Genomic DNA, 25,395 nt, shown 5'->3' with positions numbered 1-25,395 from the left:
AGCAGAGGTGAAATATGGAGACTAACAACGCACAAATTCAGAAAATATATTCACTCACTTCGACCCAAGAAGGAATGCTGTTTCATTCCATGCTTGATCGTACATCGGGAACATACTATCAGCAAGCCGTCTTTACAGTAGATGGCTTGCTTCAGCCAGAGCTTTTAGAGCAAAGCTTTAATATCCTGATTGAACGGTACGAGATTTTTCGGACAATGTTTGTATATGAGAAGATTCAAACGCCAAAACAGATTGTATTAAAGGAACGACCACTACAAATTCAGATTGTCGATATATCACATCTTGATGAGGGAAAGAAAGAGTCCTATATCGATGAATTTGTTAGGTCAGATCGTTTAAAAGGGTTTGATCTTACTCATGATACTTTATTTAGAGTCACAGTCATTCAAGCGGCAATTGATAGCTTTTACATTGTTTGGGGATTTCATCATATCCTTATGGATGGTTGGTCATCAAGTATTGTCCTAGATGAGCTTTTCCATATTTACGATTGTCTTCGAAATGAAAAAAAATGTGAGCTTAAAACGGTACAGCCCTTTAGCCAGTTCGTCAAATGGCTAGAGCAACAAAACCATGAGGAAGCGGGCGCATATTGGAAACAATATCTGGAGCAATATGAGCAGCCAAGAAGTCTTCCAGCTTTTGGTGAAGGGAGCGCATCTGGAAAATTTAAACATGGCGAAGTTATCTTCGAATTAGACGAGAAGATTACCGAAAAGCTAATGCAAATTTCTAAGCAACGCCAAGTTACGATCAATACAATATTTGAGGCATGCTTCGGTATCTTTTTGCAGAAGTATAGCAATCATACAGATGTTGTGTTCGGTTCGGTTGTTTCGGGTCGCCCTCCTACGCTACTCGGTAGTGATGAAATGGTTGGTTTGTTTATCAATACCGTTCCAAAACGAGTGAAATGCGAAGAAAATCAGGTTTTCTCATCCTTATTGCAAAAAATACAGCAAGCTTCCCTTGAGTCTAAAGATTATGAGTACTATCCTCTTTATGAAATTCAGTCACAATCTCAGTTGAAGCAAGAGCTTATTTCACACCTTTTGATTTTTGATAATTATCCACTCTCAAAAGGATTAGAACGTTTGCAAGATAAACAAAACATGGGCTTTTCTGTAACAGACATTCAATTTACTGAACATCCAAATTATGATTTAACTTTGCATATTCAATTTGATCAAGTAGTCAAGATAAAAATTATTTTTAATGAACTTGTTTACATAAAAGAACAAGCGGAACAATTCAAGAAGCATTTTATGCATATCCTTCATACGGTGACGTCTGAACCAGATCATTTGATCGCTCATATAGAATTATTGGATCAAGCAGAAAAAAATCATATCATTCATACATTCACGAATGAGGAACTAGTCGTATGTGATGAAAAAACAATTCAAGAATGGTTCCAGATCCAAGTCACGGAAATTCCAGATGAGATCGCAATCGTTTATGGCGATAAAACATTGACGTATCGTCAACTAGACGAGCTTTCCAACCAACTTGCCCATTATTTGCGGGGACAGTATCAAATTAACCCAAATGATTTGGTCGGAATCATGCTAGATCGTAGTGAGAAGATGATCGTATCTCTGTTGGCTATTTTAAAATCCGGGGCAGCGTATGTACCGATTGATCCAACGTATCCAGTTGAGCGCATTCGTTATATTATCAACGATAGTCAAATGAAAGTGCTTGTAACAAAATCACATTTTCAAAATCGAATGGGTGATAGATCTGAAACGACTATCCTACTCCTTGATGAAGTAGCTGCTAAGCTGGTAACTCAATCCATTACTGTTCCACATGGGATAATCAAAGGAACAGATTGGGCCTATGTGATCTATACATCTGGTTCAACCGGTAATCCAAAAGGCGTAATGGTTACACATGCAAATGTAAGCAACTTTTTTACAGCAATGGATCAAAAGCTACAGCCAACTACAACGGATGCTTTTTTATCAGTAACAACGATTTCCTTTGATATTTCTGTTCTAGAACTATTCTGGACACTAACACGCGGAATCCAAGTTGTCATAAGCCCTGATGATACGTACGAAAACTACGACAGTTTTTTAACGAATACGGAACAGCCACAGATGGATTTTAGCGTATTCTTTTTCTCAAGCTACGATCATCAACAGGTGGATGATAAATATTCATTGCTTTTGGAAACAACCAAGTTCGCAGACAAGCATGGCTTTAATGCTGTTTGGACTCCAGAACGCCATTTTCACGAGTTCGGTGGACTATATCCTAATCCGTCCGTAATCAGTTCGGCGCTTGCTATGATTACCCAAAACTTACAGATCCGTTCTGGTAGCATCGTATCTCCCTTGCATGACTCTCTACGTATCGCTGAAGAATGGTCAGTCGTAGATAATCTTTCAAAGGGACGTGTTGGCCTATCGTTTGCACCGGGCTGGCATGTAGACGACTTCGTTTTACGTCCGGAAAACTACGAAGAGCGTTATGATCTTATGTTTAGACAAATAAAAGAAGTCCGCCAATTATGGCGCGGTGAAAAAGTAACACGTATAAATGGGAAGGGATACCCTGTAGAAGTCCAAGCATTTCCAAAACCAATTCAATCGGAGGTTTCAGTTTGGGTAACAACAACAGGGACAGCCGAATCCTTTATTGAAGCTGGAAAAATGGGAGCCAACATTTTAACGCATTTTCTTGGACAGGATATTTATCAATTAGAAAAAAATATTCGTCTGTATCATGAGACCCTCCGCGAGAATGGGTATGATCCAAAGCTGTTCAAGGTGTCACTCATGCTTCATACCTTTATTGATGATGATATTGATTATGTACATGACAAAGTAAAAAAACCATTTTGTGACTATCTAAGATCTAGTGTGAGCTTGATACGTAATCTGGCTAAAAATCTTACTATCGGCACAGATATGCTGGATATGAACAACGTATCAGAGGAGGATATTGAACAAATTCTGGAAGTCGCTTTTCAACGCTATTGGAATACGGCGACTTTACTTGGGACACCAAAGACTTGTCATAAATTAGTTGAGCAGCTCTATCATATCGGTGTGAATGAAATCGCTTGTTTACTCGATTTTGGTATTGATCATGCTTCTGTAATTCAAAGCTTGCATCACTTAGCTGCTTTCAAGGATAAGTACGCTAGAAAAAGCGAGGTCAAAGCTTTAGCTAGCGATACAACTCCGCGTATCCGTCCGATCACCATGATGCAAACGACGCCGTCACGGCTCAAGATGATTGCCGCTGATCCTAGCTCTCAGAAGTTTTTACAATCTCTTGAGGCCTTGCTAGTGGGCGGTGAAGCTTTCCCAGCTTCTCTGATGCATCAGATACAAAGGCAAACAAAGGCAAGCATATACAACATGTATGGTCCGACCGAAACAACAATTTGGTCGGCGATTCATCAGATAGCTGAGACAGATCAAATTGCCTACATTGGGAACCCGATTGCTAACACCCAAATTTTCATTCTTGATGAGCACCATCATATTCTACCGATTGGGGTGATCGGTGAGATTTATATCGGTGGAAAAGGAGTAGTGAAAGGTTACTGGAATAAAGAAGATTTGACTAGTGAGAAATTTATTCCGAATCCATTCTCTTCCGATCCACAGTCTCGATTGTACCAAACAGGTGATTTGGGTCGATATCGAGCAGATGGAACACTTGAATTTATAGATCGAAAAGATTATCAGGTCAAAATACGTGGCTATCGCATGGAGTTAGGCGAGATTGAAACAGCAATTCTTAAACATCCAGATATTGCAGAAGCAGCAGTTACTACTCAAACGGATGAAAATGATGATAAACAACTCGTTGCCTACATTGTCTGGAAAGCGGGAACAAATAAAATAAACAAAAATGTAACTCAACTGCGCAGTTTCCTTGCGGAGAGGTTACCGGGCTATATGATCCCTGCATATTTTGCTCCCCTGGAACAATTACCTTTAACTCCAAACGGCAAAATAGATCGGAGTGCTTTACCAGTAGACTGGACCATGATAGACACGGGCGTTGAATATGTGGAGGCTTCCAATGATAAAGAGGATGCATTAGTTGCTGTTTGGCAAAAAGTCCTAGGTGTCACTAATGTAAGCGTTCATGACAATTTTTTCTCACTAGGTGGAGATTCGATACGTGCGATACAAGTGTCTTCCTTAATTCAGAAATATCAATACAAAATTCAAATCAATGATTTATTCAAATACCCAACCATTAGAGAGCTTTCTATGCATGTAAAACAAATGAAAACAAAACGGACAACAAACCAGCTAGTTGAGGGGAACGTACGTCTAACACCTATTCAGCATTGGTTCTTTCAGCAAAATGTAACAGATGCCCATCACTACAATCACGCAGTTATGCTTCAGCATGAACAAGGCTGGGACGAGCTATTGCTCCAAAAGGTATTTACACGACTTGTTGAACACCATGATGCTCTGCGTATGACGTTTCATGTAGAAGGGGGGCACGTTATACAGAATATCCGTGGACTTTCAGATCGTTTGTTTGATTATACATGCTTAGATTTCAGAGGTAAGCATGTGACGCCAGCTATGATCGAGGCTGAAGCATCTAATATTCAGGCTGGATTTACACTTAGCACAGGTCCGTTGATCGCGATTGGACACTTTAAAACGGATCAGGGTGATCATTTATTGATCGCGATTCATCATTTAGTAGTTGATGGAATCTCTTGGAGAATTCTGCTTGAAGATCTTGCCAGTGGTTATATGCAGGCACAAAACGGAGAAGCCATTTCTCTTCAGGATAAAACGGATTCGTTTAAAGAATGGTCAACAGAGCTTCATGTTTATGCCAATAGTCAAACCATTCTAAAGGAATCTACTTATTGGGAGCAACTGGCTAATGTACCGATAGCGTCCTTGCCTCAGGATCATATTGTCATTGAGAATCGGATGCAGGATAGCAAGACATTAACCATGGAACTTAATCAGGAAGAGACTAACCATTTATTAAAAGAAGTTCACCATGCCTACAACACAGAAATAAATGACGTATTGTTAACGGCACTTGCTCTTACAATGAGTGAGTGGACTGGTGAAAATCGTACTCTCATACATGTAGAGGGTCATGGTAGAGAACCCATCAGTGAGAATATAGACATTTCGCGGACGGTTGGCTGGTTTACCTCTCTTTATCCAGTGTTGCTTGAAACAAAAGACACAGATATCGCCTATCATATTAAATATACCAAAGAGTATCTGCGGAAGGTTCCGAATAAGGGAATTGGCTATGGCATCTTACGCTACGTAACATCTGCTGACATAGAGACCGTCAGTCATCTAAATGTAAAGCCGCAAATTATGTTCAATTACCTAGGACAATTTGATCAGGATATCTCAACGGATGCCTTTTCAATTTCACCTTTTCGTACAGGTCCAACTCTGAGTCGCAGGGTACAGAGACAGTACAATTTTGAAATTGTTGGCATCATTCAGGATGGTGCATTACGACTTCACTTTGAATATAACCAAAACATGTACGATTTTAGTACCGTACAAAATATGATTGATCTATACAAAAAACATTTGCTTGACATTATCAATCATTGTCTCAATAAGAAAGAAAAAGAGATCACTCCAAGTGATGTAGGGAATCATACGCTCTCGATTGAAGAATTAGCTGATTATCTAGAGAATTTATAGAAGAGGAGGAGAGATTTGCATGCTACGTATAAAAGAGCTTGAGCATCAAATCACGATGGAAATGGAGCAGGCCCGTGTACCGGGCCTGGCCATCGCCATTATCCATAATAAGGAATTAGTCTATACAAAGGGATTTGGTGTGACTAGTGTGCAAGATTCAGGAGTAGCGGTAAGTCCACAGACATTATTTCGTATAGGCTCGATTTCGAAGCTGTTTACCGCCACGTTGATCATGAAATTAGTAGAGGATGGGCTTCTTGAATTAGATACTCCCATCATTAATTACATTCCTTGGTTTTCACTCCAAAATCCCACGTACAATAATCTGTTAACTCTTCGGACTTTATTGAGCCATTCGGCAGGATTTAATAACGGTGGAGATTATCTTGGAAGTCGCGAATCAGATGGCTTACGGCGACATGTTTCTGAGGAGCTTTCTAAAATGAAATTGATGGCTCCACCAGGAAAGCTTCATACATATAGTAATTTTCATTACAATCTAGCAGGCTGTGTAGCAGAAGAGGTTACAGGAAAAGCTTTTGCAGCCTTAATTCAAGAAGTAGTCTTTGCTCCTCTAGAAATGAATAGCAGCACATATGATCCATTGTTTGCCATGACCCATTCACTGGCGTTGCCGCATTATATACATGATGATCAGATTTGTGTCCTGCATCGCTTTGTAGAAAATACAGCGTATTATCCATCCTTTTTTGCGATGTCAACAGTGACAGATTTAGCTAAGTTTGCCCTTTTACATATAAATAAGGAATGTGATATGGATAAGCAATTCCTGCAGGCCCAATCCATTCAGCAAATGCATGAATATAACACGCCATTATTTAACACGTATCAAAGTGGGTTTGGATTGGGCTTTTTCTTGCAAGAAACAGAGACAGGTCATCGTATCTCTCGACATTTTGGCGATATTAGTAGCTATAGTGGTGATTTTGTTATGCATACAGAGGCGGGGAGTGCTGTCATTATCCTTAATAATCGCCCCTTTCCGCATGAAAAAATTATCCGTCTCGTGTTCGAGCAATTGCAATTACCGCTTGTCCAAGCAAAAACCTCCGCAGAGCTTCTCCAAGATCAAAATAACGCCAAGGAATGCTCAGGCATTGCGGGAACCTTCTTTGGAGCTAACGTAGGATTTATAGAAATTACGAAGGAAGATCAGTCGCTATTAACCTTAAATAACCAACCAATTAGGCTACAGCTAAGGACAGGCGATTTCTTGCAGGGGTATGACGAAGAGGGCAATCATGTGCTGAATCTGAAAGTGATAAGGGAAAGTGACGGTTGTGTGCAGTATCTTATGATCAATAACAATCGCTGTCACCGTTACTTATTGCCAGATGATCGGACGTCTCTATTAGCAGAGGAACTAGAAGCTTGCTGTGGGACTTATTCACACCATGGATTTCCAGACTGGGTTTATCATGTAACGTATCAGGATCATAAACTTATCATGGAAGAGGACGGGGTTACAGAAGTTCTGATTCCAATGGAACACGGTTTATTTGTCAGTGATACGTTTAAATCGGTGCAATTTCACATTGATGAGCAAGGGCAGGTTCCCTATTTTCATCTCCATGGCACTTGGAAAATGCAACGATTATAACGTCTAGAGGAATCATCTATCTTCTACATCTAGGAGGCTTGCATTCATGACGACTAGCAAAATCACAGAAAATCTCATACTCTCTCATGAAAAATTAGAAAAAGAAGAAGCATACTGGCTAGATCAAATGAACGGGATTAGTGCGCTTTCTACGTTCCCTATTGAATCTTTACGTACATCGCTGGAGGAATTCCAAAAGGGAGTCATCACTCATTCGTTTTCGGCAGAGGTAACAGAAAAAATTCGGATGATTGCAAATCAATCTCCATATGCAATATTGACGATTCTTGCTACTGCTCTTGCAGATCTTCTTTCACGCTACACCGAAGCAGATGATATTGTGTTTAGTACACCTGTCTTTAAACAAAAGCAAGAATTGAAAATCGTAAATAAATTACTACCGTTACGTATTCAGGTACAACGAAATAAGATGACGTTTAAGCAGTTACTTATGCAAATGAGTAAAAACATCAAGGAAGCTAGCCAAAATTCCAACTATCCATTTTACCAGGTGATGACAAAAGCTGGATTGCAGGTTGAAGATGGGATATTCCCATTATGTAATACATGCATTATGCTAGACGACATCCACGAGAAAAGCAGCGTAAGCCAATTAAAAGCTGACTCGCTCTTTAGCTTTTCTCAGAAAGCGGATCATTTACAACTGGCTCTTGAATATAATGCTAGTTTGTATAGTCATGATCGGATGCAAATGATCGTTCATCATCTAGACAATTATCTCTCTGAAGTGATGAGAGAACCGGATAAAAGCTTAATGGAAATCTCATTCCTAGATGAAGATGAACGTTGTCGGTTACTTTATGATTTTAACGCGAGTAGCTTTGACTATCCACGCGATAAATCGGTATCCCAGCTTTTCGAAGAGCAGGTTGAACGGACGCCTGATCGGATTGCTGTTGTATTCGAAGGGAAATCATTAACCTATCGTGAATTAAATGATCGTGCGAATCAAGTTGCCTGGTTCTTACATGAACAAGAGGTGAGTGCCGGGACAATTGTTGGTTTTATGGTGGAACGTTCTCTTGAATTATTAATTGGTATCCTCGGTATTGTTAAATCAGGTGCGACATATCTACAAGTCGATCCTGATTATCCAGAGGAGCGAATCAACTATTTACTAACACATTCTCAAGCCTCTGTGATACTAACCCAACAAAAACATAAAATGAACGGCACACAAGAACAAGCTCGTACTTTCATCATCGAAGAAATTTTGACGCAAGCAACTGCTCCTACGGAAAACCTAAACCTACCTTATCAACCTGAAGGAATTCTGTATGTTCTCTATACATCAGGTTCTACAGGAAATCCAAAAGGAGCTATGATTAGACATCATTCTTTTGTTAATCTTTTATACTGGTATATCAAGAAGCTGTCTTTTTCAGAGAATGAACGGGCTTTGCTGATTGCTCCCAATAGTTTTGATTTGGCACAGAAAAATTTGTTTAGCGTGTTACTTGTTGGAGGAAGATTAATCATCTATTCCCCGGGTCCTTTCGATTATCGTCAGATGTCTACTGTGATCGATAGAGAGCAGATAACTACGATTAACTGCGCTCCTAGTGCATTTTATCCCTTACTTTATGAAAATGTCGCCGATGATTTTGCTAAGCTGAAAAGCATTCGCCACATCAGTCTTGGTGGTGAACCGATCAACATGGTTCAACTACAGCCTTGGATCAAATCGCCCCATTTTAGAGCGGAATTATCCAACACATATGGTCCAACAGAGTGTACAGATATTTCTGGGTACCATATCTTGAACAAGGAGGAATTACAGCAAATTACTACGGTTCCTATTGGAAAACCAATACATAACGCCAAGCTTTATATCTTAGATAAACATTTGCAACTGCTTCCTCCGGGAATTCCAGGTGAATTATGTATTGGTGGGGAAGGCGTGGGGCATGGATACTTTAACGCTCCAGAGCTGACCAAAGAGCGTTTTATTGATACACCGCATCTATGCGTGCCACGCGTCTATAGAACTGGTGATTTAATGCGTTGGCTCAAAAGTGGTGATCTGGAATTTATAGGTAGAATGGATCATCAAGTAAAAATTCGAGGTTTTCGTATCGAGCTGGAGGAAATAGAAGCAAGGCTATTACAATTCCCTGGCATGAGAGAAGTGATTGTTCTTGATAAAACAGACGAGGATGGGATCAAATATTTAGTTGCTTATTTCGTTTCGGAAAATGAAGTAACCCTTAATCAAATTTCCGAGTTTGCTCAAAGCCATTTACCAGATTATATGGTTCCATCTCAATTTATGCAGTTGCCTGAATTTCCGCTTACTCCAAATGGGAAAATCAATAGATTAAAACTAGCTCAATTGAATGATTACCTTACTTCAGCTGCTTCATATGAGGCGGCTAAAACTCCTCTGCAAGAGGAATTGGTACGGATTTGGAAAGATATTTTGAAGCTAGACAAAATCGGAATACAGGATCATTTTTTTCGGATAGGAGGTCACTCTCTAAAGGCAATGACGCTGGTTACTATCCTGTACAAAGAACTTAATGTGAGTCTTTCGGTTAAACAAATTTTTGATCATCCTACCATTGAGTCGCTGGAGCAGTTGATTCAGGTGTCTGGCGATTCTGCCTTTATTCAAACCCCATTGGAACCCGTGGAAGAGCGTTCGTATTACCCAATTTCTGCTGCCCAAAGGAGAATGCTGATTGTCGACGAACTGAATCAAGGGGATACAAGCTATAACATTCCTACTTGCGTAATCATTGAGGGTCCAGTCAATCGGGAACGTTTTGAAACAGCTCTTACTCAACTAATCGAACGTCATGAAGCACTCCGTACCTCGTTTGAGTGGCAAGGAGAAGAGCAGGTTCAGCGAATCCATAAACAGGTAACCTTTCATCTGAGTCAACGTAAGATACAAGAGGATGAGCTTCGTGATGCAATTCAAGAATTCATAAAACCGTTCCATTTATCACAGGCACCCCTGTTTCGCGTCGGCTTGTATGAGTTAGGACCAGAGCGTCATTTCTTGATCATGGACATGCATCATATCATTTCTGATGGTATATCTATGGCAATCCTGATTGAGGATTTGATTGATTTCTATAAAGGAAAGGAACTTTTGCCATTACCTATACAATACAAGGATTTCACACATTGGCAGAATCAATGGTTTGCTTCTGAGCAGGTAAAGATACAAGAAAAATATTGGAAGGATACGTTCGTTGTTCAGCCACCAGTTCTACGTTTGCTGACCGATTATCCACGCCCTTCCATACGTACAAATGCAGGGGGACGAATTTCCTTTACCCTTCCTAGGGCTGAAAGTGAAGAACTTTATCAAATCGCTCAAGATACTGAATCTACCTTATATATGCTTCTGTTAGCAGCCTATAATATCTTGCTGTTTACATGTACAGGACAGGAGGATATTGTTGTTGGCACCCCAGTAGCGGGAAGGCAGCATGCTGATCTGGAAAGAGTGGTAGGGATGTTTATTAACACCCTAGCAATGCGTAATTATCCTCAAGCTGCGAAAACATTTGAAGAATTCTTTACAGAAATAAAGGTACGAACACTTCAAGCGTTCGACCATCAAGATTATCCCTTTGATGCTCTAGTAGAAAAGCTTAAAATCCCAAGGGATACGAGTCGAACACCACTATTTCAAACGATGCTTACCCTTCAAAATATGAACCAAGCAAGGATAGAATCGGAAGAATTAACTTATATAGCCTATGACTTTGCGGATACTACCTCCAAAATGGATTTATCCATCATCGCTGTTGAGACGCCTGATGAGGGTCTATTATTTGATCTGTACTATTCAAGTAACTTATTCAAAAGAGAAACGGCGGAGGACTTGGGGCAAGCTTATTTACAAATTTTAAAGCAAATCCCATCTCGATTCGACAAGACAATCGCTAGTTTTGAGCTTAGTAGGAACTCAGATTCGCCAGCGCTACCAGATGCCTTTGAGGATGAAGAATTCGATTTTTAATGTAACGTGTAAAAATAGTGTAGTAGCAAGGGAATCTTTTCCTGCTTCTACACTGTTTTTTTTATCATTTTCGAAGTGGATCGAGTTAAAAGAAATGGGGTCTTTGCAAGTTTGTATAAGGAATATCCAAGGTTTTCTATTATGTGCATAATCCTCCATTAACAGTACATACTTAACATACAGTCTAAGGACATGTAGAGGTGATTGCATGCCCAAACATCCATTTTTTAAACGAAGCATGGGAAAAGGACACGCGCAAGCTGAATCTATTATTACTACATCACTGAAGGACAATATAAATCAAATTCTGTCCAAGCTTGATCAGATGCCAGATCTTACCGTACAACGCTTTTCGTGGAATCAAGGTGAAGAGGCTGCCATTTTATATATGGAGGAGCTTTCTGATAAAAAATTAATTTATGAAGATGTACTTTCTCCTATGTTAAAAAACATGACGTCACTTACACAGATTGAGGATTCTTCCTTAATAAGCTGTGAAATGAAGCCAACACACTCGCTAGAGGAGATTGTACAAAGCTTATTAATTGGTAAAAGCATCTTACTGTTTCATCACCATGCTACAGCTTACCAGATCAATACCATTTCATATCCTGATCGTTCGATTGAAGAGCCGTATCTTGAGCCAACAATCAAGGGTGCGCATGATGGTTTCGTAGAGAATGCTTCAAAAAACCTTGGTTTACTACGTAGATACATACCTAGCCCAGAATTAAAGCTTCGGCAGCTAAAAATTGGAGAACGGGGAAAAGTTACTATTACCCTGGCCTATTTGGAGGATGTAGCTAACCCAAAGGTCATAGAGGAATTGGAGCGGCGCATTCAAGCGCTGAGTCTGGATGTCATTATAAATATCGGTGAATTACAGCAATTAATCTCAAAGAATACATTCACAGTATTTCCGCAGTTTTTGGTGACAGAACGTCCTGATACGACAGCAATGCAAATTTTAAAAGGGCGTGTCGCTATTATCATGGATCGTTCCCCAGGAGTACTTATTGCACCAATGGATCTGGTTGGTTTTTTGCAAACGAAGGATGATTATAATGTCAACTGGCTATTAGCTTCGTTTGTTCGGCTGCTGCGCTATATTGCTTTTATGATTTCTCTTGTGCTTCCGGCTTTTTATGTGGCGACAATTTCGTTTCATTTCGAAGTGATCCCGTTAAAGCTGTTATTATCCATTGGAGAGTCAAGGGAAAAAGTACCTTTTCCGCCCGTATTAGAGGCTTTAGTAATGGAATTATCATTGGAAATGCTCCGGGAAGCGGGATTGCGTCTGCCGGGGCCAATCGGTCAAACGGTTAGTATTGTAGGTGGTATTGTAATTGGTCAGGCTGCAGTTCAGGCTGGTATTGTAAGCAACATTATGGTGATCGTGGTATCCATTACAGCAATTGCTTCCTTTATCATCCCTTACTACGATATGTCGTCAACCATTCGTTTACTTCGCTTTCCCATGATGATGCTTGCTTATTTCTTTGGCTATGTAGGAATTATCATGGGGTTAATGATCATGTTTATCCACCTTATTACGCTAACCTCTATTGGAACGCCGTATGGTTCGCCGCTTGCTCCGGTTCGAATGAAAGAATGGAAAGATGCCGTTGTACTTACTGCACCAAAATATTTGACTATCAGACCTCATAGTGCAAGTCCATTACAGGAAAAGAAGAAAAAGGCTACTGATCCAACAGATAGGTGATGGTAGATGGGTTATGTGAAGCATAATCAAATAACGCTGTATCAATATATTTTTTTAATAGCGGGGAATCAGGTAGGTTTGGGGATTTTATATATTCCCAGAGACTTAGCACGTGAAGTAGGAATAGATGGCTGGATATCTATTGTGCTGAGCTGGATCATCGTTTGTATCGCTAGCATCATTATCACAAAAATGATGGCCAGAAATCCCGAACTTACGCTATTCCAGTCTTTACGTATCTATTGTGGTCCAATTGTTGGTTGGTTCATGTATTTTTTGATAGCGCTCCATCTCATCTTGTTTACCTATGCGATAGTAGCAGGTTCCATTTTTTTAATCCAGGTATGGGTTCTCCAGAGAATTTCGAGCTTTTGGCTAATGAGTTTATTTGTTATCCCGATTTATATGCTGTGTTCTCATGGGTTTAAAAACATTACTCGCTATGCTCAATTTGCTATTTTGATAAGTGTGTGGATGCCTTTGCTGTTGATTTTTCCCTTACAATATGCTAATACATTCTATCTGCTTCCGATTATGCGGGAAGGACTAGAACCTGTGATAAAAGGTATCATGCCTGCCATTACCTTCTTTTGGGGCTTTGAGATGATCATGTTTTTCTATCCCTTCTTAAAGGATAAATCAAAAGCAACAGCGGGTGCTCTCATCGCCAATACTATTTCGATGCTGGTTTTGCTGTTTGTCACCATCATCTGTTTTCTCTTTTTTTCACAGGAACAAGTGGCTAACTATATGTGGCCCACGCTTACCTTATTAAAAGTAGTGGAGTTTCCGTTTTTAGAGCGTTTTGAAGTCATTTTTCTGTCGTTTTATTTGTTTGTTCTTTCGATATCATGGATTACCCTCAGCTATTTTTCTGTCTATACCGTAGAGAATCTATTCCATGCTGAGATGAGGAAGAAACACTTTCTGATTTTTTTAGGATGTTTTATCGCCATTTCGCTTTTATATTCGCCTAGTTTTTCAGAAATCCGTCATTTTTTAGAGATAGCGCAGCCACTCAGCTATTTCGTGAGCTATTTGTTCCCTCTAATCTTCTTCCTGTATCTTGTCCTATTTCAAAAGGTCATACAGAGGAGGCGAGAGAGATGATTAACAAGTATTATGTTCACATGTTTCTGTGGATCGATCTGCTCTCTTTATTGCTGAGTGGATGCTCGCAACGGATCAATATTGAGAATGCAACGTTTAATTTAACACTTGGTTTGGATAAAAAAGGGAAAAATCTGTATTACTATTCAGTAAGTCCTATTTTTAATGAAGATGCACCTAAAAAAGTAGAAACACATGAAGTTAAAGCAGATAGTATTCGTAACGCACGTAATTTTTTTGATGCTAGCTCTATCGGACTTTTAACTACTGCCAAACTCCAGCAGGTATTGATTGGACGGGAATTATTGGAGTCGCATGATGTGTTTCCCTTATTAGATGTTTTGTATCGGGATGTGACTAGTGCTAGTAATGCGAATGTTTTAATGGTGGATGGGCCGGTGAAGGATGTGATTATGTTCGAAGCGAAAAACAGGCCCCGTCTGCCCATATATCTTGGTCAGTTAATTGATTCGACAGCAGTGCGTAACCTGATTTCGCGTTCTACGTTACTCGATTTTCAATGGACGGTAATGGAGAAGACGATTACACCTTATATTGGAGTTGTCAAGAAAGAAAAAAATCAATTGGAGATAAAAGGAACCGCTTTATTAAATGGGCAGGGAAAGGCTGTAACGACGCTTTCTCTTCAGGAGACTATAATTATGCATATGCTTCAACGCTTTCATAAAGGCTTGTTCTCCCTGTCGTTACCTCTGAAGGAAACAAAAAATAAAGCTGACAGCAAAATCATAAGCGCCACCTTTGAACGTGTGACTCGTAAGGTGAAGCTAGTAAAAAAGGATGATCAATTCTACTATAACATCAAGCTAAAAATGGATGCGAACCTGAATGAAAGCGTAAATTTATTTCCTGCGCAGAACACCATGAAATCAATCGAAAAGTTTCTTGAAAAGGCAGTAAAAAAAGAAACAGAGAAGGTCATAAAAAAACTCCAGCAGCACAAAGTAGATCCTCTAGGCCTAGGAGATTACATGAGAGCATACTATTATCAGGATTGGAAAAACATGCAGATGGACTGGGGAAGTGCACTTGCAAAGATAACGATTATGATCGAGCCAGAAATTAGGGTAATGTTCAACGGCTTAGTTCAAGAATAACAGGGCAATAGTTACGCTATACAAAACAGAGAAAAGCGAGTAGAATAACTGTATTATAACAGATGAGGGGGAGAACGTGTTATGGTGTCATGGGAACAAGTAGAGCAAATGCCATTAGAACAAGTCGTAGATGAAGTAATTGAACGACACACTAGCATTCATGCAAGTTGGAGCATTCCTCCTCGATCGAAACAACTGTCTACTGCTCATCTAGTCACGGCAGATACCTTATTGTGCCAGATTAGTTTATCGAAAAGCCTGCACCGTTGGCTACATATGCAGAGCACAGAGCCTGGGGATTTATTACTTGCTTGGACGAATATCGGACTTTTAGTGGAAGGTACGATGAAATGGTTCCTTAGCGTTTTTCATGAGGAAGTCCGAAATGAATGGGAGAACCAAGTCGTAAAGTTTCAAGATCACTATTCCCAAGAATCATTTTTATACATGATGAGAAAATTTTTTCATCAGCGTATTTGGTTTGGAAAAGGAGACTTCGATCGCTGGGTGATGCATGTTCACGAATGCCGCTTCTATGGTCTTAGTGAACAGCAACAATTACAAAGTCGTATGGAGCGCTTTGATGAGGCTGTCCGTGTCTATTTACACTTTTTACGTTTTCACCAGGAATTGGTCGAACAGCAATTCATCCATCAGGAAGAAGAGAGTACAAGGTAAACGGTAAAGATCCAAAAGGATATAGGCATCTCTTGAGGGGCAAAAGGAGGTGCCTATTTTATTTTGGTAAAAACGTTACAACTTCTCACTATTTCTAGCAAAAACAAGTATACTAGAAGCAGAGAAAACAAGGAGGAAAAGTGCCATGCATAAAGATTTATCACCTGCATTTGAACAATTAAAGAACGAGCATGGTCCGCTCCGGCAGTTAATGGAAGAGTTGTATGAACAAGCCGTTACAATGGGGAAAACGGGAGATGAGAAGAGCTATGCTCAAAGTCTGCATTCATTAGAAGAAAAGGTAGACAGTTTTTTGCTTATGCTAGAAACGCACGCCGAACGTGAAGAATCCTTCTTTTTCCCCATGATATTTGAGCTGACGGGTGGAGAGAACGGACCTATTGCAGTCATGGAAGAGGAACACCGAGAAGCGAAACAACATTTCGTACATTTCAAAGAAAAAATGAGCACAGTAGGTGTAACGATTGACAAGAACTCAGCTATTATGACGGCCGATCCTGTAGCGAAAGCCTACGTAGTTTTATCCGATCACTTTATGAAAGAAGAGATGGTTCTTTTTCCGATGGCAAACCAACTGCTAGTAGAGGAACAGAAGGACGAGTTGCAGAGACAGTTAATGAAAGCGAACAGAAAATAATAGGGGTAACCAAATCGGATTAAAGGAGACTGTTCAACGTCTGAGCAGTCTCTGCGACAGTCACTGGTGCATGAGCAAGAAAAGGCTTTATTTATGACGAAACATTCTGAAAACGTACCAAACCCATATATAATAAAGAGAAATAGTGGGGAGGTATGGAAATGAGCGAAATTCAACGAACTCGCCGCAATACATTAGGGGATATTATCAGAAGAAGCAGTCTCCGTTTTCCGAAAAAAATAGTTTTGCGTTTTAAAAGGGAGGAGGTTACCTACCAACAACTCGATTCATTAATAAACCAAACAGCTCAATATATCTGCTCTAAGGGACTGCAAACGGGTGATCGTGCTGCCGTACTATCCCGTAACTCACTTGACTTTGTAATTGTTACGTTCGCTTTAGCCAAAGCGGGAGTTATTATGGTCCCGATCAACTATATGCTGAATGTAGAGGATGTTGCATATATCATGGGACATGCAGAGATTCAGGCTTGTTTTGTTGCGCCAGAATTCCTAGCTGTAGCAGATAAAGCGAATGAGATTGCGAACTGCGAGTTGCGACTACGAGCTATCATATCAAACCCTGCCGATCCTAATTTGGAATGGATGCCATTGCGTACGATGATTACTGACTTACCAACAGTGGAGCCTGATGTGAACTTGGATGATGATGACGTCGCTCAGATTATGTATACAAGTGGTACGGAGTCCAAGCCAAAAGGCGTGATGCTTACTCATAAAAACTTGATAGCGCAATACATGAGTGTAATCTTAGATGGTGATTTGACGGAGCAGGATATTTTGGTTCATGCTTTACCGTTATTCCACTCCGCCCAGCTTCATTGTTTCTTAGGTCCTCATTTATATGTTGGCGCAAGCGGTACTATTTTAGAACATGCTGCACCTGCACTGATGCTTGAGACGGTAGAACGATACGGGGCAACACAGCTTTTTTGTCCGCCTACTGTGTGGATCGCATTATTGCGTTCCGAGGATTTTGCAGCACGTAATTTATCTTCGTTACAAAAATGCTACTACGGAGCTGCCATCATGCCTGTAGAGATTATCAAAGAGCTTGGTATGCGCTTACCTCAAAGCAAGCTATATAATTTTTATGGACAAACAGAAGTAGCTCCACTAGCCACCGTATTAAAACCACATGATCAGCTTCGCAAAACAGGCTCGGCTGGGAAGCCTGCATTACATGTAGAAACAAAAATTGTTGATGAGTCAGGAAACGAAGTGCCAATTGGCCATATCGGCGAGATTGTACATCGGAGCAGTCATATCATGCTTGGCTATTTTAAGGATGAGGAGAAAACGAGAAGTGCTTTTCAAGGTGGCTGGTTTCATAGTGGTGACCTCGGTAGCATGGATGAAGAGGGCTATATAACAGTGGTAGATCGCAAAAAGGATATGATTAAAACGGGAGGTGAAAACGTAGCTAGTCGTGAAATTGAAGAATGGATGTATCAGCATCCAAAGGTTTCGGAGGTGGCAGTGATCGGTATTCCGCATCCGTATTGGATCGAAGCAGTTACAGCGATTGTAGTAGCGCAAGCAGGAGAAGAAATAGAAACAGAAGAATTATTGCAATTTTGTAAAAAAGGTCTTTCCTCCTTTAAAGTGCCTAAGTTTGTTGTGGTCACGGATCAGCTACCGCGTAATCCTAGCGGGAAAATTGTAAAAAGAGAGCTGCGCAGACAATATCAGATGTTGAGTGAAATGGATAAAATACATTGATAAGCTTTGTCTGGAAGCCTTTTTCGTAACGGAGAAAAGGCTTTTTTTCATATGCGGCAAGGTAAGGAGAGAGGTGATTATGAAATGTGGCTGAATGAGGATAAATTTTTAACGTATTAGTAATTCTAAAATGGAATCGTATAAAATGGTTGACTTAAACTTTGGTTGTAACTATAATTGTTACATGTTAACAAGACGACAAGTACTGTAGAAGATTCTTTGTGAATCCCCAGTCGTTGAATAGTATATTCTTGAATCTTTTTATAGGACTAGCATGGTTATGACAATAGGATTATAAATGGAAAGCTGAGGTAATGTAGCGATGACGATAAAAATTAAAGCTTACTCTGATTTTATATGTCCATTTTGTTTTTTAGGAAAAGGCCCTTTAGATGAGATCGCGAAGGAAAAAGATGTAGAGGTAGAATGGATGCCATTCGAATTGCGTCCAAGTCCTTATTCAAAAATTGATCCATGGAAGGAGCCTGACAAGCTTGGCTCCTGGGATTCCTTTATTTTGCCGACTGCTAAAAAGCTAGGAATTGATATGCGTTTGCCGCGTGTTTCACCACATCCATATACACACTTGGCATTTGAAGCCTATCAGTACGCGAAGGAACAGGGAAAAGGAAATGAGTATCATCATAGAGTGTTTACAGCATTTTTCCAAGAAGAACAAAACATTGAAGATATTGATGTGCTGACAAAACTAGCGGGTGAAGTTGGACTTGATATGGATGAGTGCAGGGAAGCCTTGGTAACACGAAAATATAAAGAAGTGCATCAGAAGCTATTAAAGCATGCCTATGAAGAAGCACAAATTATGGCTGTTCCAACGCTCGTGATTGGTGACGAAGTGGTACAGGGATTAGCTAACAAGGAAACCTTAGCAAAAATTATTGATAAGGAACTAGATAAAAATAAGACAAACGAGTTTGATGGATTGCAATGCTCTCTGGACGGAGAATGCTAATAGATTGATTTCAGACTTGCTTATCTGAATTTGGAGGATACTTATATGAGTCAACTAACTAACTTAGAAATCATTCGCAGAACATACGAGGGTCCATCTTCTTCTAACGCTCAGCATTTGCTTGCAGCCCTTTCGGATTTCGTAGAATGGACGGAGGCACCAGGCTTTCCATATGGTGGAACATACATTGGTGTAGAGGCTGTCATGCAGAATGTATTTAGCCGTTTGGCAACGGAATGGGACGATTTCAAGGCAAGCGTACACACCTATCATGAAGTAAACGAGAAGGATATCATTATCGTTGAAGGGGTTTATTCTGGAACCTATAAAGAAACAGGCAAAGCGTTTCAAGCAGAGTTTGTACACATTTATCACCTTCATGAGGGAAAAATTATCAAATTTAAACAATATGTTGATAGTCATGTTGTGCAACAGGCAATGACCTTTTAGATCATTAACCGTAAATAACAGCGGTAGCAATATGGAAGGACTTGAGGCAACTAGGAACAAAGGATTCAACTGTTCTAGTTGCCTTTTTTATTTGTTTGTATCGTTTGTGTCGTTTCCACGCAGGAAATAAAATACCAATTTAATGCTATACTACATATGAATAACCTTACTTGAAGTTGAGGAAAAGAATCGTTCATGTACACCTGACAGGCTGATCACTTACGAAAGGACCTTTTGGGAAGAAAGGGGTATCAGTTATGATGAAACTAGTACTTATTCGGCATGGACAAAGTTTATGGAATCTCGAAAATAGGTTTACAGGATGGACAGATGTGGACTTATCCACGAATGGACTTCAAGAAGCAAGAGAAGCAGGAATGATCCTGAAGAAAAATGGATATGTGTTTGACGTAGGCTACACCTCTGTTTTAAAAAGAGCAATTCGTACCTTATGGATTGTTTTACATGAAATGGATCTCATGTGGATTCCTGTCCATAAAACATGGCAGTTAAATGAACGTCATTACGGGGCCTTGCAAGGTTTAAATAAGGCAGAAACGAGTCAAAAATATGGAGCAGATCAGGTTCAATTATGGAGAAGATCAACCGATGTACGCCCGCCTGCTCTGACAAAGGATGATGAGCGTTTTGAAGCCTCTCATCCAAAATATAAAGCGCTAAAGGAAGGGGAATTTCCTCTCACTGAAAATCTTGAGGATACCGAAAAACGAGTTTTAGCCTATTGGGATACGGAAATTGCCCCTACATTGAAAAAAGGCCAAAAGGTCATTATCTCCGCTCATGGAAATACGATTCGGGCCTTAATCAAATATTTAGATCAAATTTCGGCGGACGGTATTGTAAGCCTAAACATTCCGACTGGTATTCCGCTGGTATATGAATTGGATGATCAGTTAAACCCAATTAATCATTACTATTTAAGTATGGACGGCAAGGTTCCTGAAGGCCAAGTTCCCAAGCATATCGATATGCATTAACTGGATGATTTGGCATTGGAGTATCCCCTTTTCCACAATGAATTGTAGGGAGTGAAGGTAAGATGAAGATGCAACGCGGAAAATTTGAAGGATTACAGAGGTTATCGAACGATAAAGGAGTAATCGCTGCTTTAGCCATTGACCAGAGGGGCTCTATGAAGAAAATGATTCAAAAAGTTAAAGGAGACTCATATCATATAGAACAGGTCAAGATTTTTAAAGAGGCTGTTTCCCGTGAATTAACTCCTTACGTTAGTGCGATCCTATTAGACCTAGAAACAGGAGAATACGGTATAAAAGCAAAGGATGATCGAGCAGGATTGTTACTTTCTTATGAGAAAACAGGATATGATGCTACGGAACCAGGACGTTTACCAGATGTGATAGAAGATTTGTCTGCTCTTCGAATTAAAGAACAAGGAGGAGATGCCGTTAAGATTTTAGTCTACTATGATCCTTGCGAACCTGCCGAGATTAATGAAAAGAAGCATGCATTCCTGGAAAGAGTAGGAGCGGAATGCAGAGCGGTAGATATACCGCTTTTTGTGGAGCCCATTGTTTATGATCAGCTTGTGGAAGACACAAAAAGCATCGAGTTTGCAAAAATAAAGCCTGCTAAAGTTAAGGCATCCATCCAAGAATTCTCGAAGCCACGTTACGGGATAGATGTATTAAAGGTAGAGGTTCCTGTTAACTTCAATTATGTTGAGGGATTTGCAGATGGAGAGCATGCTTATACGAAAGAGGAAGCTGCCAGACATTTTAAAGAAGCGTCAGACCTAGCTACCCTACCCTTTATCTATTTAAGTGCAGGCGTTACATCGGAATTATTCCGGAAAACCATTGAGTTCGCAATCGAAGCTGAGTCTGCCTTTTGCGGTGTACTTTGTGGACGGGCTACTTGGTTTGACGGCGTAGCTGCTTATGGAGAAGGAGACGAAGAGGGGTTGCGTCAGTGGCTACAAACCAAAGGGAAGTATAATATTGATCATTTAAACGAATTATTAGATAAAGCTTCTCCATGGTGGTCCATTTATGGAAAAGTAGAAGACATCCAAATTATAGATTAGTTCAGCTACTGCTTTGTGAGGAAAGTTAAACATAGATAGAATAAAAAAGAGTAAAACCAGTACATTGCATCCAAAACAGGAGTGTACTGGTTTTTTTGTCTTTGTACGTAGGAAAAAGCAGAGGATTGGGGAATCATGAGAACGATTACAAAAATACCTTGACGAAAATGATTACCTTATTTTAAAATTAAAACGAAAATAATTTTCATTATAGAACTGGGGAGAAGAAAATGAGCGGATTCTTTGAACATGCACAACGCTTTGGGAAATCATTCATGCTACCTATCGCTGTTCTTCCTGCAGCAGGTTTATTACTTGGTATTGGAGGAGCCCTGTCAAATCCCAATACATTGGTAGCGTATCCATTTTTAGATGTACCTTGGTTACAAGCCATTTTCACCATTATGAGTTCAGCCGGTTCTATTGTGTTTGCTAACCTAGCTATCATCTTCGCTGTTGGGATTGCAGTAGGTTTGGCTCGTTCTGATAAAGGAACCGCTGGATTAGCAGCAGTATTAGGATATTTAGTTATGAACGCCACTATTAACGCGATGCTCATTATTACGAGCAAGCTAGCAACTGAGAATTTGGCAGCCGTTGGTCAGGGAATGACGCTTGGTATTCAAACATTAGAAACTGGGGTTTTCGGAGGTGCTGTTGTTGGTGTTTTAACAGCCCTTCTGCATAATCGGTATAACAAGGTTGAACTGCCTCAATTTTTAGGATTCTTTGGTGGTTCACGTTTTATACCTATCATCACTTCATTTGCCTCTATTTTGCTGGGAGTAGCGATGTTTCTTGTATGGCCCCCTATTCAATCAGGAATTTTCAAGCTAGGTGGCCTCGTTGAATCAACAGGATACATTGGAACATTCTTCTATGGATTTATTCTTCGTCTACTAGGTCCTTTTGGCTTGCATCATATTTTCTACATGCCATTCTGGACGACAGGTCTTGGCGGTTCATTGGTTGTCAATGGAACATTGGTGGAAGGAACTCAGAAAATTTTCTTTGCCCAATTGGCTGATCCAAACACAACGCAGTTTTATATCGGAACGGCTCGTTTTATGTCAGGACGCTTTATCACCATGATGTTTGGACTACTAGGAGCGGTACTGGCCATGTATCAATGTGTGAAGCCAGAGAATCGCAAAAAAGTTGCCGGTCTACTGCTTTCGGCGGGTCTAACCTGCTTTTTGACAGGAATTACGGAACCGATCGAATTTTCATTCTTGTTCATCGCACCTGTTTTGTATGCTGTGCATGCATTCTTTGATGGTCTAGCGTTTATGATGGCTCATATTTTCCAGATTACGATTGGTCAAACCTTCTCTGGTGGCTTTATTGACTTTGTTCTGTTTGGAGTTCTCCAAGGTACTGCCAAAACAAACTGGTTATATGTTCCGATAATTGGTGTTTTCTGGTTCTTCTTGTACTACTTCACTTTCCGCTTTGCGATTAAGAAATTTAATATTAAAACTCCGGGACGTGAAACAGATCAGGGTTTACATGAGGCTGAAACGGATGGAGCACAAACAAGCCGTGCCGTTACTATTATTGAAGCCTTAGGTGGAAGCGAAAATATTAAAGATGTGGATTGCTGCGCGACTCGCTTACGTATGACCGTTTTTGACGGTGAAAAAGTGTCTGAAGCAGAGCTGAAGAAGACAGGAGCAAAAGGTGTCATTTTGAAGGGAAACGGCGTTCAAGTTATTTATGGACCACATGTGACTATCATTAAAAATGAAATTGAAGAAACATTGGGAGTGTAGGTACCGTGAATGAGATTACAAATGAAGTAATAAAAGAACAAATTAAGCATGGCTTGGTAGTATCATGTCAGGCTTTGCCTGATGAACCCTTGCACAGCGCTTTTATCATGGGGAGAATGGCACGGGCAGCTGAGGAAGGCGGTGCCGTTGGTATTCGTGCCAATACGCGGGAAGATATTGCAGAAATTAAAAAGCAGGTCAAGCTACCAATTATGGGAATCGTCAAACGTGATTACGACGATTCAGAAATTTATATCACCCCAACGATGAAAGAAATAGATGAGCTAGTCGAGACAGGCTGCGAAATTATTGCGCTAGATGCGACTGATCGAATCCGACCAGCCGGGAAAACACTAGAACGATTTGTTCAGGAAGTAAAAGAGAAATACCCGTCCCAATTGCTTATGGCGGACGTTGCTACCTTGGCAGAAGCGAAAAAGGCAGAGGAGCTTGGTTTTGATTTTGTCTCTACTACTCTCGTAGGCTACACCCCTCAGAGTATCGGGCAAAGGCTGTACGATAACGATTTTTCCCTTTTGCAAGAAATACTTGCATGTATTTCTGTGCCAGTCATTGCGGAGGGAAATATCTTGACTCCTGATATGGCTAAGCGCTGCCTAGAGCTAGGAGTTTATGCTGTAGTTGTAGGAGGGGCCATCACGCGTCCACAGCAGATTACAAAGCGTTTTGTTGATCAGCTTGCGAAAGCATAATAATCACTCTATCTCTCTATTAGTAAGAGAAAGGCAGATGTAGAGTCTAAAAAGAAGGCTTCGCCAATTGGTGAAGGCCTTCTTTTTTTCAAAGATTATCCTTGTTTATGCTGATAAAGAACACGCAATGTTTCTTGGCGTTTTGCCAATAATTCAGCATCCTCGGCTAACAGCATCGAAATGACATCAATGATGAAATAGAATGCAAGCTGGCTTTGCACCAATTGTAATTCATCACTTCGTCGAAGGTTGGATGTGAACAGGACTATATCAGAGGTATCGGTGAGGGGCGTGTGATTATAGTTTGTGATGCTAATGACAGTGGCTTCATGCGACTTAGCTTCCCTAGCAGCATCAATGACTTCACGTGTCAGCCCCGTATTTGACAGGCAAATGACCAAATCATTGCTGGTTAAAAGCGAAGCATCCATCAGCATCATATGAGGATCAATAATCGCATCGACCAGCAAGCCAAACCGTACCAATCTGTTTTTCATCTCCAAAGAGGTCAAGCCTGAGCTGCCGATCCCATAGATGTGAATAACCCGTGAGTTTATAATCAATTGAACAATCTGTTTGATAATCGCTGGATCAATCATTTCAATCGTAGACTGGATGATCTGCAAATAGGTATTTCCTACTTGAGCAAATGTATTTTCACTTGTTTCTGTAGGAGCAACCTCACGACTTAACATGATTTTAAATTCGACAAAATTATTACAGCCAATCTTCTTACAAAACCGTGTGATGGTCGAAGTGGATGTTTCTACTTTCTGTGCTAATTCTTTAATATTAATATTTAACATCAAATCCTTATGCTTCCGGATGTACTCTGCAATTTCTTTTTCCTTAGAAGATAACAGGTGAAAATTAATTTGAATACGTTCGAAGACTCCTGCTGTAGACAAAAGCCGGGCACCTTCCTCTCATGCATGAAATACTTTCATTATACTGTTTGATTTACATTTGGACAAAACATATTAACTAGGGATTGTCTTGCAGAAGGAACATTTTTTTCGATTCTAGTAGCAAAAGATGTTTGTTATCAAGGAACCTTTTCTTATTTGGAG

16 protein-coding genes are annotated in these 25,395 nt (G+C 40.2%); 15 read left to right on the top strand and 1 reads right to left on the bottom strand.

The features are described from left to right. Positions 1–14: 14 nt before the first annotated feature. The 15 genes from GOP56_RS05735 (at position 15) to GOP56_RS05665 (ending at position 24,325) form a co-directional block, all read left to right on the top strand. Positions 15–5,702, top strand: a complete 5,688-nt coding sequence (locus GOP56_RS05735; RefSeq protein ID WP_163244898.1) for a MupA/Atu3671 family FMN-dependent luciferase-like monooxygenase — start codon at positions 15–17, stop codon at positions 5,700–5,702. A 19-nt stretch (positions 5,703–5,721) separates the two neighbouring features. Continuing rightward, positions 5,722–7,323 (top strand): serine hydrolase domain-containing protein, encoded by a 1,602-nt coding sequence (locus GOP56_RS05730; protein ID WP_163244896.1) that lies wholly within the window; start codon positions 5,722–5,724, stop codon positions 7,321–7,323. A gap of 46 nt (positions 7,324–7,369) precedes the next feature. Continuing rightward, positions 7,370–11,320: a non-ribosomal peptide synthetase gene (locus GOP56_RS05725; RefSeq protein WP_163244894.1), complete on the top strand. Its 3,951-nt coding sequence runs from the start codon at positions 7,370–7,372 to the stop codon at positions 11,318–11,320. A 208-nt stretch (positions 11,321–11,528) separates the two neighbouring features. Continuing rightward, positions 11,529–13,043: a spore germination protein gene (locus GOP56_RS05720; protein ID WP_163244892.1), complete on the top strand. Its 1,515-nt coding sequence runs from the start codon at positions 11,529–11,531 to the stop codon at positions 13,041–13,043. Positions 13,044–13,049: 6 nt separating this feature from the next. Next, positions 13,050–14,153 (top strand): GerAB/ArcD/ProY family transporter, encoded by a 1,104-nt coding sequence (locus tag GOP56_RS05715; RefSeq protein ID WP_163244890.1) that lies wholly within the window; start codon positions 13,050–13,052, stop codon positions 14,151–14,153. Further along, the gene (locus GOP56_RS05710) at positions 14,150–15,271 is read left to right on the top strand and encodes a Ger(x)C family spore germination protein (protein WP_163244888.1); all 1,122 of its coding nucleotides are present in this window, start codon (positions 14,150–14,152) and stop codon (positions 15,269–15,271) included. Before GOP56_RS05715 ends, GOP56_RS05710 begins: the two co-directional genes overlap by 4 nt. A gap of 81 nt (positions 15,272–15,352) precedes the next feature. Next, a complete protein-coding gene (locus tag GOP56_RS05705; RefSeq protein ID WP_022586916.1) occupies positions 15,353–15,949 on the top strand; it encodes a hypothetical protein in 597 nt (198 codons plus the stop codon). Between the two features lie 145 nt (positions 15,950–16,094). Then, on the top strand, positions 16,095–16,607 hold the full coding sequence (locus GOP56_RS05700; protein ID WP_163244885.1) for a hemerythrin domain-containing protein: 513 nt from the start codon (positions 16,095–16,097) through the stop codon (positions 16,605–16,607). 161 nt (positions 16,608–16,768) lie between these two features. Continuing rightward, entirely contained in the window at positions 16,769–18,349 is a 1,581-nt protein-coding gene (locus tag GOP56_RS05695) for an acyl-CoA synthetase (protein ID WP_163244882.1), read from the top strand. Positions 18,350–18,671: 322 nt separating this feature from the next. After that, positions 18,672–19,322 carry a DsbA family oxidoreductase gene (locus GOP56_RS05690; protein WP_003336226.1) on the top strand — a complete coding sequence of 217 codons (651 nt, stop codon included), beginning with the start codon at positions 18,672–18,674 and terminating at the stop codon, positions 19,320–19,322. 45 nt (positions 19,323–19,367) lie between these two features. Further along, entirely contained in the window at positions 19,368–19,772 is a 405-nt protein-coding gene (locus tag GOP56_RS05685) for a nuclear transport factor 2 family protein (RefSeq protein WP_163244880.1), read from the top strand. Positions 19,773–20,029: 257 nt separating this feature from the next. Continuing rightward, complete coding sequence (gene gpmA / locus GOP56_RS05680) at positions 20,030–20,770, top strand: 2,3-diphosphoglycerate-dependent phosphoglycerate mutase (RefSeq protein WP_003336228.1); 741 nt, start codon at positions 20,030–20,032, stop codon at positions 20,768–20,770. 62 nt (positions 20,771–20,832) lie between these two features. Next, on the top strand, positions 20,833–21,840 hold the full coding sequence (locus GOP56_RS05675) for a tagatose 1,6-diphosphate aldolase (protein WP_101668383.1): 1,008 nt from the start codon (positions 20,833–20,835) through the stop codon (positions 21,838–21,840). A gap of 230 nt (positions 21,841–22,070) precedes the next feature. Continuing rightward, positions 22,071–23,612 (top strand): PTS transporter subunit EIIC, encoded by a 1,542-nt coding sequence (locus GOP56_RS05670; RefSeq protein ID WP_163244877.1) that lies wholly within the window; start codon positions 22,071–22,073, stop codon positions 23,610–23,612. Positions 23,613–23,641: 29 nt separating this feature from the next. Further along, positions 23,642–24,325 carry an N-acetylmannosamine-6-phosphate 2-epimerase gene (locus tag GOP56_RS05665; RefSeq protein ID WP_216842798.1) on the top strand — a complete coding sequence of 228 codons (684 nt, stop codon included), beginning with the start codon at positions 23,642–23,644 and terminating at the stop codon, positions 24,323–24,325. Positions 24,326–24,420: 95 nt separating this feature from the next. Here GOP56_RS05665 and GOP56_RS05660 read toward each other — a convergent pair whose 3' ends face one another. Beyond that, a complete protein-coding gene (locus tag GOP56_RS05660) occupies positions 24,421–25,233 on the bottom strand; it encodes a MurR/RpiR family transcriptional regulator (RefSeq protein WP_068792368.1) in 813 nt (270 codons plus the stop codon). Between the last annotated feature and the right edge of the window lie 162 nt (positions 25,234–25,395).

Source organism: Brevibacillus sp. 7WMA2, from assembly GCF_010748895.1.
Classification (GTDB): Bacteria; Bacillota; Bacilli; order Brevibacillales; family Brevibacillaceae; genus Brevibacillus_B; species Brevibacillus_B halotolerans.
The sequence above is the reverse complement of the archived record's forward strand: the minus strand, read 5'-3'. Positions and strand labels throughout refer to the sequence as shown.

What these genes read in the sequence shown, in the direction of transcription:
- GOP56_RS05735 (WP_163244898.1), top strand. Translation starts at nt 15, where the DNA reads ATGGAGACTAACAACGCACAAATTCAGAAAATATATTCACTCACTTCG.
- GOP56_RS05730 (WP_163244896.1), top strand. Translation starts at nt 5,722, where the DNA reads ATGCTACGTATAAAAGAGCTTGAGCATCAAATCACGATGGAAATGGAG.
- GOP56_RS05725 (WP_163244894.1), top strand. Translation starts at nt 7,370, where the DNA reads ATGACGACTAGCAAAATCACAGAAAATCTCATACTCTCTCATGAAAAA.
- GOP56_RS05720 (WP_163244892.1), top strand. Translation starts at nt 11,529, where the DNA reads ATGCCCAAACATCCATTTTTTAAACGAAGCATGGGAAAAGGACACGCG.
- GOP56_RS05715 (WP_163244890.1), top strand. Translation starts at nt 13,050, where the DNA reads ATGGGTTATGTGAAGCATAATCAAATAACGCTGTATCAATATATTTTT.
- GOP56_RS05710 (WP_163244888.1), top strand. Translation starts at nt 14,150, where the DNA reads ATGATTAACAAGTATTATGTTCACATGTTTCTGTGGATCGATCTGCTC.
- GOP56_RS05705 (WP_022586916.1), top strand. Translation starts at nt 15,353, where the DNA reads ATGGTGTCATGGGAACAAGTAGAGCAAATGCCATTAGAACAAGTCGTA.
- GOP56_RS05700 (WP_163244885.1), top strand. Translation starts at nt 16,095, where the DNA reads ATGCATAAAGATTTATCACCTGCATTTGAACAATTAAAGAACGAGCAT.
- GOP56_RS05695 (WP_163244882.1), top strand. Translation starts at nt 16,769, where the DNA reads ATGAGCGAAATTCAACGAACTCGCCGCAATACATTAGGGGATATTATC.
- GOP56_RS05690 (WP_003336226.1), top strand. Translation starts at nt 18,672, where the DNA reads ATGACGATAAAAATTAAAGCTTACTCTGATTTTATATGTCCATTTTGT.
- GOP56_RS05685 (WP_163244880.1), top strand. Translation starts at nt 19,368, where the DNA reads ATGAGTCAACTAACTAACTTAGAAATCATTCGCAGAACATACGAGGGT.
- gpmA (WP_003336228.1), top strand. Translation starts at nt 20,030, where the DNA reads ATGATGAAACTAGTACTTATTCGGCATGGACAAAGTTTATGGAATCTC.
- GOP56_RS05675 (WP_101668383.1), top strand. Translation starts at nt 20,833, where the DNA reads ATGAAGATGCAACGCGGAAAATTTGAAGGATTACAGAGGTTATCGAAC.
- GOP56_RS05670 (WP_163244877.1), top strand. Translation starts at nt 22,071, where the DNA reads ATGAGCGGATTCTTTGAACATGCACAACGCTTTGGGAAATCATTCATG.